12 protein-coding genes are annotated in these 16,038 nt (G+C 33.1%); 1 reads left to right on the top strand and 11 read right to left on the bottom strand.

Translation table 11 applies throughout. The features are described 5' to 3' along the window. Positions 1-5 precede the first annotated feature (5 nt). Positions 6-1,202, top strand: coding sequence for an endo-1,4-beta-xylanase (locus CELAL_RS01445; protein WP_013549131.1), 1,197 nt, complete (start codon positions 6-8; stop codon positions 1,200-1,202). A gap of 116 nt (positions 1,203-1,318) precedes the next feature. On the opposite strand, the gene CELAL_RS01440 is transcribed toward CELAL_RS01445, so the two are convergent. From CELAL_RS01440 to CELAL_RS01390, 11 genes are all read right to left on the bottom strand, one after another. Continuing rightward, positions 1,319-3,220 carry a SulP family inorganic anion transporter gene (locus CELAL_RS01440; RefSeq protein WP_013549130.1) on the bottom strand — a complete coding sequence of 634 codons (1,902 nt, stop codon included), beginning with the start codon at positions 3,218-3,220 and terminating at the stop codon, positions 1,319-1,321. A 265-nt stretch (positions 3,221-3,485) separates the two neighbouring features. Continuing rightward, positions 3,486-4,127 carry an MCP four helix bundle domain-containing protein gene (locus CELAL_RS01435; protein WP_013549129.1) on the bottom strand — a complete coding sequence of 214 codons (642 nt, stop codon included), beginning with the start codon at positions 4,125-4,127 and terminating at the stop codon, positions 3,486-3,488. 139 nt (positions 4,128-4,266) lie between these two features. Further along, positions 4,267-4,629 carry a hypothetical protein gene (locus CELAL_RS01430; RefSeq protein WP_013549128.1) on the bottom strand — a complete coding sequence of 121 codons (363 nt, stop codon included), beginning with the start codon at positions 4,627-4,629 and terminating at the stop codon, positions 4,267-4,269. 673 nt (positions 4,630-5,302) lie between these two features. Beyond that, positions 5,303-6,853: a phospholipase D family protein gene (locus CELAL_RS01425; RefSeq protein ID WP_013549127.1), complete on the bottom strand. Its 1,551-nt coding sequence runs from the start codon at positions 6,851-6,853 to the stop codon at positions 5,303-5,305. Positions 6,854-6,955: 102 nt separating this feature from the next. Further along, positions 6,956-8,170: a bifunctional alpha/beta hydrolase/OsmC family protein gene (locus tag CELAL_RS01420; RefSeq protein WP_013549126.1), complete on the bottom strand. Its 1,215-nt coding sequence runs from the start codon at positions 8,168-8,170 to the stop codon at positions 6,956-6,958. Positions 8,171-8,440: 270 nt separating this feature from the next. Beyond that, a complete protein-coding gene (locus tag CELAL_RS01415) occupies positions 8,441-9,466 on the bottom strand; it encodes an adenosine deaminase (protein WP_013549125.1) in 1,026 nt (341 codons plus the stop codon). Positions 9,467-9,723: 257 nt separating this feature from the next. Then, positions 9,724-10,236, bottom strand: a complete 513-nt coding sequence (locus CELAL_RS01410; protein WP_013549124.1) for a GNAT family N-acetyltransferase — start codon at positions 10,234-10,236, stop codon at positions 9,724-9,726. 347 nt (positions 10,237-10,583) lie between these two features. After that, entirely contained in the window at positions 10,584-11,867 is a 1,284-nt protein-coding gene (locus tag CELAL_RS01405) for an APC family permease (RefSeq protein WP_013549123.1), read from the bottom strand. Between the two features lie 147 nt (positions 11,868-12,014). Then, the gene (locus tag CELAL_RS01400; protein ID WP_013549122.1) at positions 12,015-12,536 is read right to left on the bottom strand and encodes a hypothetical protein; all 522 of its coding nucleotides are present in this window, start codon (positions 12,534-12,536) and stop codon (positions 12,015-12,017) included. 74 nt (positions 12,537-12,610) lie between these two features. After that, on the bottom strand, positions 12,611-13,402 hold the full coding sequence (locus tag CELAL_RS21320; protein ID WP_148229644.1) for a hypothetical protein: 792 nt from the start codon (positions 13,400-13,402) through the stop codon (positions 12,611-12,613). A 29-nt stretch (positions 13,403-13,431) separates the two neighbouring features. After that, entirely contained in the window at positions 13,432-15,561 is a 2,130-nt protein-coding gene (locus CELAL_RS01390) for a right-handed parallel beta-helix repeat-containing protein (protein WP_013549120.1), read from the bottom strand. Positions 15,562-16,038 lie beyond the last annotated feature (477 nt).

The following is a 16,038-nucleotide window of genomic DNA, read 5'->3' as shown; positions in this document are numbered from 1 at the left end:
ATACCATGAAAAAAACAAAGTTTACAGTACACAAAATGGCCTCAATTATGGGCGTTTTGTCATTATCATTTTCAGTTTGTAATGCTCAAAAAGTGAAAACTAATACTGTTTCTAAAACAGTAACAACCACTGAAAATATAGCATTAAAAGATGCGTTTAAAAACTATTTTTTATTGGGTAGTGCCATAAATGATGATATCGTTTCAGGCAAGGATGTTGCTTCTAATGCAATTGTAAAAAAGGAATTTAATACCGTTACTCCTGAAAACTGTATGAAAGCAGAAGTAGTATGTCCGTCACCAGGAGTTTATGATTTTAAATTGGCTGATGCATATGTTGCTTTTGCTGAAGAAAACAAGATGTTTATTATGGGGCACACGCTAATATGGCACAATCAAACGCCTGCATGGTTTTTTACGAACGATAAAGGAGAACCAAACTCTCCAGAAGAGCAAAAAGAACAATTGCGCACTCATATAAAAGCGGTTGCAGGAAGGTATGCAGGAAAGGTACAAGCATGGGACGTAGTAAATGAAGTTTTTGATAATGACGGTTCTTATAGACCTACAACATGGGTAAACAGTATTGGTGATGGCGATGAGATGGTAAAGTTGGCCTTCAAATATGCTAGTGAATATGCGCCAAATACAGAATTGTATTATAATGATTTCAATGCTTGGCGACCAGAAAAAAGAGATGGTATTGTACGTATGGTGAAAATGCTTCAAGCGGAAGGTATTCGTATAGATGGTATTGGTATTCAAGCACATTGGGGTCTCAATTTTCCTAAAAATGAATACATCCAAGAAGCTATTGATGCTTATGCTGCTTTAGGGGTAAAAGTTATGATTACCGAGTTGGATATTGATGTGTTACCTCTTACTAAAGAAGGACAGATTATTGGTCGCAGTATGATGGAACCTCAATTTCAATTAGAAGAATTTGAAACCTTTTTAGACCCCTATAAAAAAGGATTACCCAAATCTATAGAAATTGAATTGGCTAATAGATATAAAGAGTTGTTTGAGATTTTTGTTAAAAATAAAGATAAAATTGATAGAGTAACATTTTGGGGAATTCACGATGGTATGTCGTGGAAGAATGATTATCCAGTACCAAACAGAACTAATTATCCACTTTTGTACAATAGAGATTTCCAACCAAAATTAGCTAAAAAGAGTATTTTAGAAATAGTGAAATAATATTTTATTGTAATTCTAATGCTACTATTTATGAAATTAGTACAACCTTACACATGTTGATGGGGTTGTACTAATTCTTAACTACTGAAAGGCATAATTTTTTTTTAAAAGAAAATTTAAATAATTTTAGAATTTTTAGAACTACTACTTATTTCTGATTGGTTTTTTACATTATTCTTTACCCATAGTATACAAGCTGTAAAATTAGTAAAGATGTGTTTCTCTGGTATTAAATGGGGGATAATATTAACCCTTTCCATCATATAACGAGGTTGTTTCAAAACATTGACAAAAAGGATATTTATATTTTCTTTTTTGAGGTCTATAAGTACATCTTCTAGGGTATAGAGTCCTGATTGATCCATATATTGCATACGCCCCATTCGTATGATTACTGTGGAGGCATTTTTTGGAATTTGTTTGGATAGATTCAGGAATTCACTTGTAGATCCAAAAAACAAAGGACCTTTAAGGTGTTTAATGAATACTTCTTCTTTAAGGTTTTGCGGAAAATTAGCTTCATCTGCCCAACCTTTCTCTTTTTCGAGAGATTTAACGTCTGAACGCTCTGCGGTAAGATCCCCCATTTTTTTCATAAACATCAGCGAAGCTATTATTAATCCTACACCAACGGCGTATACAAGATTCCATACCGACGATAATACCATTACAACAAGCATAATAGTTACTTCTGAACTAAATTTAAAAGGACCTATTTTTGCATCTTTAGGCATAAAAGGAATTGCTTTTAGGCCTTTATAATCCATCACACCAATACCAACGGTAACTAATATACCCGCAAGTACTGCTGCGGGAATTTGAGAGGCTATAGGACCTAAAGCCAAAAGAATTAGCAATAGAAGAACGCCTGCAAACATACCAGATAATTTTGTTTTACCTCCAGCATTGATATTAACTACCGTCCGTATGGTGGCACCAGCTCCTGGAAGACCTCCGAAAATTGCTGCTATGCTATTACCTACTCCTTGCCCAATTAACTCTTTATTTGGTTGGTGTTTTGTTTTGGTCATATTATCCGCAACTACAGAGGTTAATAGTGAATCTATAGCTCCTAAAAGCGCTAAAGTTAATGCAGTAAATACATAGGGTGTGATTGAGTTTAGTTCAAATTGGGTAAACATTTTTAGATTAGGGATAGGAAATCCACCAGGAATCTGTTCAATAGGACGGTAATCTAGATTGAAACCATAAGCTACGCTTGATACGACTATTAATGCGACCAATGCACTGGGTATGGTCTTTGTGATTTTTTTAAAGCCGTAGATGATTAATATCGTGGATAGTGCCAACATCAATTCTAACCAATTAATATTTTGAAGGGCTCTTGGTAAAACTTTAATCGTTCCAAAAACTCCTGAAGCATCTGAATTAGCCAATGTTTTGGCTTCTTTAAGAATACTTTCATCTGTAACTTCATGGGCTCTACGTACAGTTTCTTGAATATTGTCGAGAACTAATATACCTTCCCCTCTTTCCTCACTCAATATACTGCTCAGAATTAGCTCTTCAGCTTGGGGCTTAAAGTTTTCTACAAAAGCGACATCTTCTTTTGGATAGTATCCTACAGACGGTAAAAGTTGTGTAACCAATATAATAACCCCAATAGCGGTCATAAAGCCCGAAACTACGGGGTAAGGTATGTATCTTATATATTTACCTACACCGATAAGACCAAGGACAATCTGCATGCAACCAGCCAAAAGAAATACTAATAATATCGCTGGTAGCGCTTTTTCAAGGCTGCCGTCGTTGAGCGCAACAATTCCTGAAATGACCACCATACTTACAGCAGTCATTGGTGCTGTTGGCCCTGATATTTGGGTATTAGTACCCCCAAACAGGGCAGCGAAAAAACTTATAAATATTGCTCCATAAAGACCAGCACTTGGCCCCATACCAGAACTTACTCCAAAAGCCAAGGCTAGGGGAAGGGCAACAATGCCTGCTGTTATACCGCCAAAGAGATCGCCTTTTAGATTTGAAAAAATATGCTTCATTATAAATTGGTTATTTGTTTTATTAAAAAAATGTACGGTCAAACAGCCATACTTTTAATTGTTTACCTTTAACTTGAGGACTGTATTTAACTTTTAAGTTGTGAGTTAAGTCTCTATTGTTTTCTGTAGCATTGTGGATATAGCGCTACTAGGGTTTTAATCCTAAAGAAGACATGTTCATCATGTTCAATTTGTACGGATCAAAACCAATCCCTTGTTGAATTAATGATTTACTCGGGGTATAACTGATCAGTTCTCTTGTGAACTAGTTATGAGAGGGTTTGCCAGGATAGGCCTGCATTAATTTCATTGGGTTAAATATTAAAGCTAGCATGGCAATTCCGATAATGACTAAAAAGGCCATTTCAAGTTTTGAAAGTAAATTGTTCATGCCTAATGATTTGTTTGAAAGTTGGGTCAATAATTCACTTTGCTCTAATTGGATGTTGGCCAATCCATCTAAGCTTATGGTTATTTCATCAAGTTTTTTAATCGCGGCTATATTGTAATTTTCCGATAGGGTCTTATTTGAAGCTGTAAATTTATGTTCGAGTTCCTGTAAGCTTGAAAATTGATGGTTCAGCTCGTTCAATAAATTGGATTCTTTAGGGGTTAGTTTTGTGGTACCAAAATCTGATAATAAGGCTGTTATTTGCTCGTTGTTAGACACATTGGGTTTTACGTTGTCTTTGATAAGAATATGTAATTCCTTATCATGAATAATACGGGTCAACTGATAAATAAAATTCTGTACAACTACTCGGTCTTTATATACAGAATTAACAGAGGTCTTTACGGTAGAAAAATATCTTTGGTTTAGCCTATTGGAACCAAGTACCAATAAAAATGCCATGGCAAGAACCAAACATATTTGTATGCGTTGCGATGTTTTAAGTTTTTTAAACATTATATTTTTTTTGTTTTTATTCTTATAGGAAACTATTTCATGTAATATAAATCCACCAGATTACAGGCTATTTTATGTCATATAAAATCAGAGAGAACCAGGTGGATTACGCTACTAACTAACTATCTAACTAAAATTTTTATCTAGTCTGGAGCTCACCAGCGGCTACTGCTTTCTTAATATCTGCAGACACCACGGTATGACTACCAAAAAAACGGCCACTGTCCTTACGTTTTATTTTAACGTGTATACTACCATCTTTTTTCTCTTTTACAGCAGTCACTACGACAATTTTACCTTCTGGATGTTTATAATTTGCGATGCCACCTCTTTTTATAATGAAATTGGCACGTGGAAAATCAATGTGTTTGTACCTATTGGTTTCGGGTTTGCCTATTTCAAAAACATCACCTACTTCTACATCGGTAACTATTCTCTCAGAATTATTTTGCGCATGCAGTATGCTTGTTGAAAAGAGTAGGACTAATATGTATTTTATCATTTTTATATAATTAAGGTTAAAAAAAAAATTATCTTGTTTTAAGAGGTATATGTACTTGGTATTTTTTCAATACTTTCCTCATAATTTAAATCGATTATAGAAAAAAACATTAAAGCCTGTTGCGTTTGTTGCAGAAAATGCAAAGGGCATGCCTTAAATGCTATAAAGGCGATGAATTAGTTGTAAGTAATTGATTGTAAGATAATTAACTTTGGTAATAAAAAAATGTTGCTCCAGTGAGGTGGGTAAAATCTCCCCGGTAGAGGAAATTCTACCCTGGTGGTTAATTCAGTTTATACTTCCGGTTTTTGGAGCTAGTAAAAAAAATTCCGTGGCTATAATTTGGTGTTCTAGGAATGGAAAAAATAGTTAGTGATTTTTTTTTCTATTCTTTAGTCAAGAGGGTAAACCGCCTTTAAGAAAGTCAGTTTAAAGTTTTAAAATGAGGTTGTTTCCTTAACGTTTGTAGCTTCGTTTCTCACTGCTTTTTAAAAGTATCTAGTAATGGATTTTTTAGTGTATCGTATTTTAAAGCGTATTATATTTTGAATCAAAGGTAGGGGACTTCTTAAAACATTCTTTTCTGTATTACCGCTACCTTTTTAAACCAGATGAGTAATTACTTATATTCCGTTCTAGAACAGTTGTGGAGTACTCTTATCTATTGTAATAACTACAGGATTTCTTTTGGAATCAATTTTCTGGTCCAGGTTTTTAATCGCTTATAGTTATTTACTTCAGCATCTGGATTGAAGTCTACTGTAGTTTCCCATGAATTTTCGGGTTTAAACTCTTCTTCCATTCCGCTTAAAACACCTTTCGAAATTTTTTCAGAAGAAACAATAACCACACACTCTGTATTTAAATTAGCGCTTCTAGGGTCTAGATTAAAGGTGCCAATAACTGTGGTTTTATGGTCTACAACCATAGATTTAGCATGCAATCCAAAAATGGGAGTGTAGTCTAATTTTTCTTGTAACTCTCCTGTCATAATTTTTTTGCGTTCTGCAGCATCAGGCCTAAATTCAAAGATTCTTACCCCTGTTTGTAGCAATTTTTTTCTATCTGTTTGGTAACTACTAAAAGCTTCCACATTATCTGTTGATGCTAGACTATTTGTTAATATTCTAATTTTTACACCGCGGTCTACGGCATCTTTAAACAAATTTTGCGCTAATGCTGATGTAATTAAATAGGGCGTTTGAATGTCTATAGTTGCTTCTGCATTTTTAACTAGGTTGATCAAGGCACTTGTAGAAATTCCACCACCTCCTAAACCACTTTTGCCATCATTTTTGCCTGGATCATCAGAAATAAAATGTACATCATCTAGCCAAACTAAATCTCCTGATGCATTAATTTTCTGAAATGTTGTAGGTAAGTCGGCTATACGCTTTCGTACCTGTGGCCAAAAATTATAAGGATTACAGGCATATTCATGGAGCTTGTCAAATCTATCTTCTGATGTTATATTTTCAGGTAGCTCTTCAACAACTTTGGATACTTCTTTTGTTAAGGCGCTATTCCAAAATTGGTCAAAAGAAGTATTTACCGTCTTAGCTACTTTTCCTAATAAAAGAATATCTCTATCCCTGAAATTATACTCATGGTCATAATCAAAGTACTCATCAGCAATATTCCTACCTCCAGTAATGACCACTTTACCATCTACTATGAAGGTTTTGTTATGCATACGTTGATTGGCAGTTCTAAAATCTGTTGTAAATTTTTGTATTTTCCCAAAAATATTTTTTCCTAGATTTACTCCTGGATTGTAAATTTTGACTTCAATGTTTTTGTGAGAAGCAAAGGTTAAAATATCTTGGATATCTGCGTCAACCATAATATCATCTACAATAATTCTTACTTTAACACCACGATCTGCTGCTCTAATCAAATAATCACAAGCAATTAGACCTACATTATCAGTAGAAAAAATAAAATATTGAATGTCTATCGTCTTTTCAGCATATTCGCTTAGCCATGCTCTGGCCACCATAGAACCACTACCGTCTTCTAAAACATATACACCGGTTTTCGTAGCCATTAATTCTTTTACACCAGCTAACTCTTTGGTTAGTGTTACACTATCATTTTTGTGAATGGTAGCGCAGAAATCTGTTTGTGGGGTTATTTTCTGTTCCTCATTACAAGAAGCTAATACTAGCAAAAAAACAATAAAAGAGTATTTATAGTTCAGAATCAATTTAATTGCACTTATCATTGGTTGTTGTTAATGGTATGATTCATAAACGCATTTATAGTCTTTAGCTTATATGGTGATCCTAATCTATTAGAAAAAGATAGCTACCATAAGCATGTGTTTTTAGGAAACAACTAAATTAGAAGTTACTACAACAGATTGATGAAGTGTTTTGTGTACAGGGCATTTATCTGCAATCTCCAAAAGACGCTTTTTTTGAGCCTCATCCAAATCACCTATAAGTTCTATATTTTTTGTGATGTGGTCAATTTTTGATTTTTTTTCATCACATTCCATACAATCTTTTCTATAATCTTTGCCATGAGTAAGATGCACGATTACTTCTTTTAAATCCCATTTTTTTAGATCGGCATATAATCGTAAGGTCATTGCCGTACAGGCGCCTAAAGAAGAGAGCAAAAGGTCATAAGGGGCTGGTCCAAAATTATTGCCACCAACGCTTTCTGGTTCATCGGCAATTAAGGGGTGGCCTGCAGCTAAAATAGAGGTCGTAAGACTTTCATTGCCAATTTGCACGACAACTTGTTTTGAGGTTGAAAGCTTCTTTTTGTCCTCTTTTTTAATATATCTTGATGCCCATTGTGCAATTAGATTACCCACGTAGGCAGAATCTTCTTTATCCGATAATAAGTGATCTGCACCATCTAAAGAAACAAAGCTTTTTGGATGCATGGCTTCAGCATATATCTCGGCAGCATTTTTTATGCCAACAGTAGTATCTTGTGGGGAATGTAGAATCAAAAGTGGTTTTCGTAATGATTTTACAATAGCACTCATATTTTTACTCGAAAGATCTTCAATAAATTGTTTTGCAATAGCGAATGGTCTTCCTCCTATGTCTACCATTGCTTTTCCATTTGCTTCAATCTCTTCCAAGCCACTTTTAAAAAGATGTTGCACATGTTGAGGAGATGATGGGGCACCAATTGTTGCTACAGCATCAACAGAATGTATTTTTGTAGCAGCGTATATTGCTGCGGCGCCACCTAAAGAATGACCAATGATTAATTTAGGAGCTTCTAATTCAAGCGCCATATAATTAGCGACATCTTCTAGATCTTGAATATTAGAAGAGAAATTTGTGTCTACAAATTCACCTTCACTTTGTCCAAGTCCGGTAAAATCAAAACGAATAACACCAAACCCTTGAAGTGTTAGTGCTCTTGATATATTTCTGACAGGAGTTAAGTTCTTATTACACGTAAAGCAATGTGCAAATAGGGCATAAGCAATAGGATGCTGGTTTGCAGGTACTTCAAGTTTACCAGAAAGTAGAACTCCTTTTGAGTTCTTGAATGATATTGTTTTATTTTTCATGTACGGTATTCGTTTTAACAGCCTCTAGTATTTGTTCTGGGTGTTCTTGCATCTTTTTTTACAATTTTAGGAACTAATTCATAAGAATCGGCTGTAATTTTTTAATAGTTAGCTCAAAATATTTATAGACTACAACACCTATATTTCTTGATTTTGATGAGATTTGAAAACCTCTATTTTATTTGTTGTATTTAGATATAGGCTAATTGGGCCACCAACAGTAGCACCGACAAAAGACAAGGTACTTAGGTAACCTATACTATACGTTTTTTAAAGTTCAAGTGACCTAAAATATTCCCTTACTTGATTGATGTGTTTTTCTTTAGTTTCAGAGTTTAACCAGCTTGCTTCAAAAGCATTGACCGCTAATTGCATAAGATGCTCTTTATTTAAATTTAGCGCTTTAGCGGTTTCATAATAATTTTCATTCATATAGCCTCCAAAATAGGCAGGATCGTCTGAATGAATGGTTGCTAGGAGCCCTTTATCAAGCATTTTTAAAACTGGATGCTCCTCCATTTTTTGAATAACTTTGAGTTCAACATTACTAAGCGGACATAAGGTCAAAGGAATTTCCTGTTCAATTAAGCGTTGTACTAACGTGTCATCATCTAAACAACGGTTTCCGTGATCTATCCGTACCACCTTTAAATGATCAAGCGCTTCCCATATATAATCTACAGGCCCTTCTTCTCCTGCATGTGCTACTAATTTGTAGCCCTGATTAGCAGAAGCTTCAAAAACTTTGGTAAACTTACTTGGAGGGTTGCCCATCTCAGAAGAATCTAATCCAACACCATCTATCCAATCTTTAAATGGTAAAGAAGATTCCAATGTTTTAAAGGCTTCTTCTTCACTTAAATGCCTTAAATAAGACATAATAAGTTGGTAGGAGATATTTAATTCTGCTTTGGCTTTTTCTAGTGCTTTATAAATTCCTTTGATGACCACATCAAAAGCAATCCCTCTATCAGTATGTGTTTGTGGGTCAAAAAAGACTTCAACATGCACTACGTTTTGACTGTGGATCTTAGTAAGATATGCCCAAGTTAAATCATAAAAATCTTGTTCATGAATGAGAACTTGTGCACCAATGTAATATAAGTCTAGAAATTCTTGAAGATTATTAAACTTATAGGCTTCCTTTAAGGAAGCTATGGAATCATACGCTAGCGTAATTTTGTTTCTTTTAGCTATTTCAAACATCAGCTCAGGTTCAAAACTACCTTCAATATGTAAATGTAGTTCTGCTTTGGGGATGCCTTGAATAATTTTTTTTAGTTCAGATGATTCCATATAATATTTTTTTTATCGTACCCAAGCTAGTGAAGCCTTCAGTAAATTATAGTATTTTCTAGGATGTAATTAGTAAAAGAATTTTAATTCATCTTTAAATATAACCATAAATTTCACGCTGTTTTAGTTCAGTTTTAAATATAGCACTAAGGTTCCTTTAAAATTAGGTGGTCTTTCTGAGTAAAATGCTATAGTAAACTTTATAGAATTTAATATGTTCTACACTTGATATTGTGTTGCGATATTAGGTAAACTATTTACTTTTCAATAGTATAAAGTAGTAACTCTTTATTATCATTAGGAAGTTTTGTTACGCCAATCTTTTTTAAGCCTAATTTTCCTAAAAGTTTTTGAGAAGAGAAGTTTTCTTTTGATGTAATTGCTTTTAGTTCTTTAATTTCAAATTCTTCAAAAGCAGCTTTTAAAACCCTATGAGTTGCTTCATAAGCGTAGCCTAGCCCTTCATTCCCTGGTAAAAGCCCAAAGCCTATGTCTATTCCGTCAAGACCATCTCTGTTGTAAAGTCCGCATGTGCCAATTTTTACACCATCAATCTTAGTCGTAATGGTATAACTAGAATAACCAAGTGCGTTTAGTTGGGGAAGCATTATACGCTGAATATATTTTTGTGCCTCCGCTATAGTGTCAATACCTCTATCTCCTACATATTGTATAAATTTAGGGGTGTTCATTAATTGATAAATCAATTCAGCATCCTGTTCTAAAGTCGGTTTTATTAATAAGCGTTCAGTTTCAAATTCTTTATGCATTTTTTTTGTATTTATTCAAGTAACACCTCTAAATTATAAAATTCACAACACTATTGTTTTGTATAATTAGTTGGAATTATCAAAAGTTAATTAGCACCTATATTTTTAGAAATTAGTACTTGTGGTAAAGGTTCTTAGGAGTTTACCTGTTAATCCATCAATAGCGTGCACTTAGGTATCTTTTAATTCATACGCTTTATTTCTGCTTAAAGAATTTCTTTATTCTGGTTTTTCGCTAGGGTATTAGCCTAAGAATTACATCTAAGAGCAAAGTGCTTAAAAACCATAGGTGTAAATACTTCCTATTATTTTAGATTAAGATTTTGGTTCTTAATTTAATTTGTGGATTAACGGTTTTTATGCTCTGTTTTTTTATACAGGTATTCTACTAAAAAACAAAAAGTAATAATACTAAGAGCAATGAATACATCTAATTTACTTACTGTAAAATGCTGGACCAGTAATGCAATCATAGCACAAAAACACGAAATGGCACCTAAAAGAGGAATGCTTTTTTTACCTTCTATTTCTTTAGATAATTTAAATCCGGTATAATTTACCACAGCAAATATGAATAAAAAGCCAACACTACCTGCGGTTGATATACTTTCTAGTTTAAGTGTGTTTACAAGTATTAATGTAGCTATTGCGGTAATACATAAACCAATAGGCTGCTTCCATAATTTGTGAAGAAATTCTTTGGGTAGTTCATCGTCTTCTGCAAGCTCGTAATTTACGCTGCTTCCTCCGTAAAGTGAGGCGTTTATAGCAGAGAATGTAGAAATTAATGCAGCAATAGTTATTATGGTAAACCCTACTTTTCCTAACATGGGTTTAGCAGCTTCTGCCAATACATAATCTTGGGCTTTAGCAATTTCTTTAAATTCTAAGGAACCCACCGTAATTGTTGCTATTATGATATAGAGTACTAGTACAAAAAGTACGGACCAATAATAAGCTTTAGGAATATTTACTTTTGGATTCTCAATATCAGGAGCTGCATTAGCAATTAATTCAAAGCCCTCATACGCTACAAAAATGACCATCCCTGCGGTAAGTAGTTTAAACGGGGATTCCCAATTAACGGGAGATAATTGAGCTACATGCGGATTGCCAAATAAGCCATAAATACCAAATCCTGCAAATGCTAATAAGATAATTAACTTTATAATAACTGCGTAAGATTCTATTTTACCAACTACCGAAATACTATAGTAATTAATTGCTGTAGCGAGTACGACTATGGAAGAGGCATAAATATGGGTATCTAAAACGTTATTATTTGTTAGTTGTAACAAGTTTGGAGCATAAGAGCCAAAAGCAGACGCATATAAAGCAAGCATAATTATATAGCTTACCCAAAGTAAGTTGTTAATTCCGCCACTAAAAACCCCAATCCCAAAACCTTTATTAATAAATTTAACCGTACCACCACGATCCGGATATTTTAGCGATAATTTTACGTAACTGTATGAAGTTACTAAGGCAATTAGACCAGCAATTAAAAAAGAAATTGGAGTGCCACCTTTCGCTAGAGAAACTGCCAAGCCAAGTACAGCAAAAATACCACCTCCAACCATTCCACCTATTCCGATTGAAATGGCCTCTTTTAAGCTTATTTTAGATTTCATTTTCTAGTGTATCTAATATTACAAGTAGTAGTAAGTACTATTAATTACCGGTTACTATTTAATAGCAAAACCTTCTTCAAGGTAAAGTTCAATCAAAAAAATATATTTGGCCTTATTAATGAACTAAGATTATCTATTAATACAGGCTTAAGATCTCAAGAAGTGTTTATTGAGGTTTAATATGATGGATAGTTGATGGCGGCCTATTTTTTCAGAAAAAGGGTTATTGTTTGTAACGATTGTGTAGCCATAAAATATATTTACATCTCCATACAAGCCTAAACCTATTTTTGGAGTAAATACAAAATCTCGTTCCTTAAAGTCTGTTAGGTATTTGGCCTCTAAACCTAGATTTAAAAGAAAAAAATTTACTTCATAGCCTATTTTTAACCCATAGATTTCTTTTTCTTTATTTGGAGTCCATTCAAAGGCAGTGTAAATAGCATTAGAAAAAAAACCGGTATCGCCATAATTACATGCATGGAGAGCTAAGCCTAGTTCGGTATAAAAAGATTTTTGTATTCCGCCTCCAACGCGGATAGATATTTGTTTTTCTGAACTAAACTGATAATTGTTTCTATAAATTGCTATACTATCTTTTGGAGTTTCTTGTGCCCATATTGTAACCCCTATAAAAAGCAGAATTACGATTAATTTTTTTTTCATCATTTTCTCTTGAATTATGATTTAAATATCGAAAAGCAACACGTATTTGGGTGTTTAATTAGTTTTTATATCAATTTTTAGTCTAGAAAGCTTCTTACGTCATAATCCTCTATAAAGAATTTTCCATTTTCATATTTCGATTTTCTCTTGATTAGCGTTCCATCGTTATTTTTATAGAAGGAATAAACTATAACTTTTGTTTTAAAATTATATACAATTTTTACAGGCCTGTAAGATTTTAGTTCACCTTTCATGATTACGGAACCGTTTTCATGAACAGGGTAAGATTCATCTATATGTGTCCAAGAACAAACGCTTAATTCTTCTCCTTGTTTAAATGTATTTTTTTTGAATATCGTATCTTCTTTTACTTCATATACAGTGGCATAATTACAAGAGAAAGACATGTCATCTTGCCTTTCTAATAGTAGAAATTCTTTAGGGTTAAGCGTATGTACTTCAGTAAAATAGCGATGCATTTTATGGTCTTTAAGGATAATCTTATTCTCTTGACCTTTTATTTTTTTAGTGATGTAATTTAAATGGTAGAACTCTTTTGCAAAATGATAAAGGCTTACTTTTTTATTTTCTGATTGATAGCTGTTAAACTGGAAAGAGAGGGAATCACTTTTGTTTTTCAATGCTATACTGGTGTTGTTTGCAATATTTTTTGACTGCATGATGACTTCTATTTCATGCATGAAATGAAGTAGAATACTGTCATTGGTTTTATCTCCTTTAACAGTTGTTACGCAATGAGGAGAATCTCTTTGTTCCTTAGTAACGTTAAGTACTTTAGTTTTATTTTTTTGACCGAAAGCCTTAAAAAATAGGAATGTCAAAATAAAAATAATTAAAAGTCTTTGCATGTGGTAAAATCTCATTTAAGATACTTTATTTAATGTCTATTATCGCACAAAATAGAAATAGGCGGGGCTGTTTTACTTATTAAAGTTATAGAAGGACAACCAAAGCTATAACCTTCGTAGCCAAAGGTAACCACTGGTTTGTCTATGAATAATGCTCCTGACCATTGTATCTCATTGTATGCATTCTCATTATCTTCTGTGTTTAAAGGAATTAGATAACTGCCCTCAGAGTCTATGAGCACATCACTAAAAATTAGCTCGTTAGAAGTAGCATTTAAGACGACCATATACCTATAGTTTACACTACCATCTCGTTCTAAATTTTGAATGAAATAATTGTAATTATTATCTTTGAATATATATGATTTTTCAGGAATAACACCGTCAAACCAGGATCTTATGTCTTTGTTTACCACTTTAGCATCAAATTTAATAGGGAAATCTTTGTTAGCTATAGTTTTCCATACCATAGGTTTTAATTGTTTTGTTTGAAAAGGATTCTCTTTTCCTACATATACAAAATTAGAATAGTTTATGGTTAGCTTCCCTAGATCAAAACCAAACTCAAAATCAGATTCATTTTCACTTGCGCCTACATAAATGTTTACACAGGCTATTAGAGGTAAGTTTTTAACGTTATAGGAATAAACCGTGTCATTCTCTATCTCATAAATAAAAATAGTATCTGCATCAGAAATATTAATCTTCTTTAAGAATAAGGCTCTTTGTTTTAAATTTAAGACTATAGTATCGCTTGTAATTTCTTGGTTAAGCAGCATGTTATCATACTTAATAGAACTGAAATATGTATCAGACAAATTGACAAATGCTGTTCTTGTATCTCCATTTTCTTCTTTATAATAAGGGCTTAGCTCATATATTTTTAACTCTAAGTCTGTAGGAGACGAAGATAAAAAACTATTAAAGACATAAACAGTATCTGTTTTTTGCTGAATACCAACCCATTCTCCTTTTAGAACTTTACCACCATCTGTTATTTCGTCGAAAACTTTAGTGTATTTAATTACAGTGACTTTTGTATTTATGGGAAACTTACCTACTATTTTTCCTTTAGGAGTAGCTCTATAATTTAAGCCAGACTTGGCGTTTACAAAGTAGTTTTTATATGGTGTGTAAATGCCTTCTTTTTCTGAGATCTCAACGGGGTTTTTTATGGTGCCCGCCATTATTTCTGGGGTAATTGTAAAATTGGTATTCTCTGCGATATAACATTCTTTAAAGGTAATAGTACTTTTGTCATCCTTATAAACCATAGGAGCACTAGTGTCGCTTGTGTTTGATGTAATGGATGTTTTAAGAATTTGTACCTCGCTTTCAATTAGGTAAAATATAGAAGGACTATTAGTTAAGGTGTTTGAATAAATAGTACAATTACTAATGATTATACCTTTGCTTTTTTCAAAACTAAACCCTCTTTTATTGCAATTAAAAACATCCGTATGTACCACAGTTAGGCCATTTACATTATTTGTATGAATACCTTCTGTGCCACTTCCATTAAGCTTGCAATTATCTACTGTAATATGAGTAGCGTTCTTAAATGCAATAACAGGGGCAAATTCACCACAACCTCCATCGGTTTCAATTTCATGAAAAATACTTAGATTTAACAGCGTGAAATTTGTTAGTTCTTCAAAGCTAATGACCTCGTCTTCAGATTGGGTCATAATAATACTAGACGAGTTATTGGTCATAATCGTTAAATTATGAGCCTTTTTTACTACTAATTTTATCTCGTCTTTAATAAATTCAGAAAAATTGTTTTTGGTTAAACTTTCTTTAGTCGCTACGCTTGACCAATAGGCGCCTTCTATAGCATAAAATTCGTTGTTGTATTTTGGCTGCCCTCCAATTCCATTTGCGTTAGGTTGTTTCATAAAGAATTTACTAGTGTCGGTAACTACTTGGTTTAATTCTTCTTTAATATAAATATCATTGGTAATGATGATTGTTCTATTAGCTCCTAAAGCGTCTAAAAATTCCTTTAAATTAGCAGCAAAATAGACTGGTTGAGATTGTTGGTTAGTTTCTTTTTTTATAGTGATTTTGTTAGATGAACGCTTAGTCCTGTTGTTGGCATTGAGGCCAATTTGACTAAAAAAGACTAATAGGCAGATGAGTTTAAAGTATAGTTTCATTTTATTTTTCTGAGTTTCTTATATGAATAATCTACCTTTTTTTTTAGGAGATATTGCATCCCTATTTTTGCCCAGTAACAGGTATGAGCAATAGGAGTTTATGCCTATACTATTGAAGATCACTACAAACTTATTTACGGTTTTTTTTACTTCAATTTTTTTAAAAATAGGTAAAAATAGAAGGCAAATTAGAATAATGATAAAAAGCAGGATTCCTATGAAGAAACTATTTTTAAGTAGATGATAACTATCATATAGGGGAACAATAAATTCAGTCATTACGAGTAGTACAGAAATTACGCTAGTTATTTTCACGATTACATATAGTACAGAAATTATTTGAATCAAATTGTTTCATATTAGGGAACAGTTAGTGAATAAAACCTAAGGTATATAAAAGTACTTTATTTTGGGATCATCACCAATCTTATAGCAAGCCTTTATGCTAATGAACTAGGTGCGTTTAATTCCGTAGGC

This window comes from Cellulophaga algicola DSM 14237, assembly GCF_000186265.1.
In the GTDB taxonomy this organism is placed as follows: Bacteria; Bacteroidota; Bacteroidia; order Flavobacteriales; family Flavobacteriaceae; genus Cellulophaga; species Cellulophaga algicola.
Note: the sequence above shows the minus strand (reverse complement) of the source record. Positions and strands in the feature narration are given on the sequence as shown.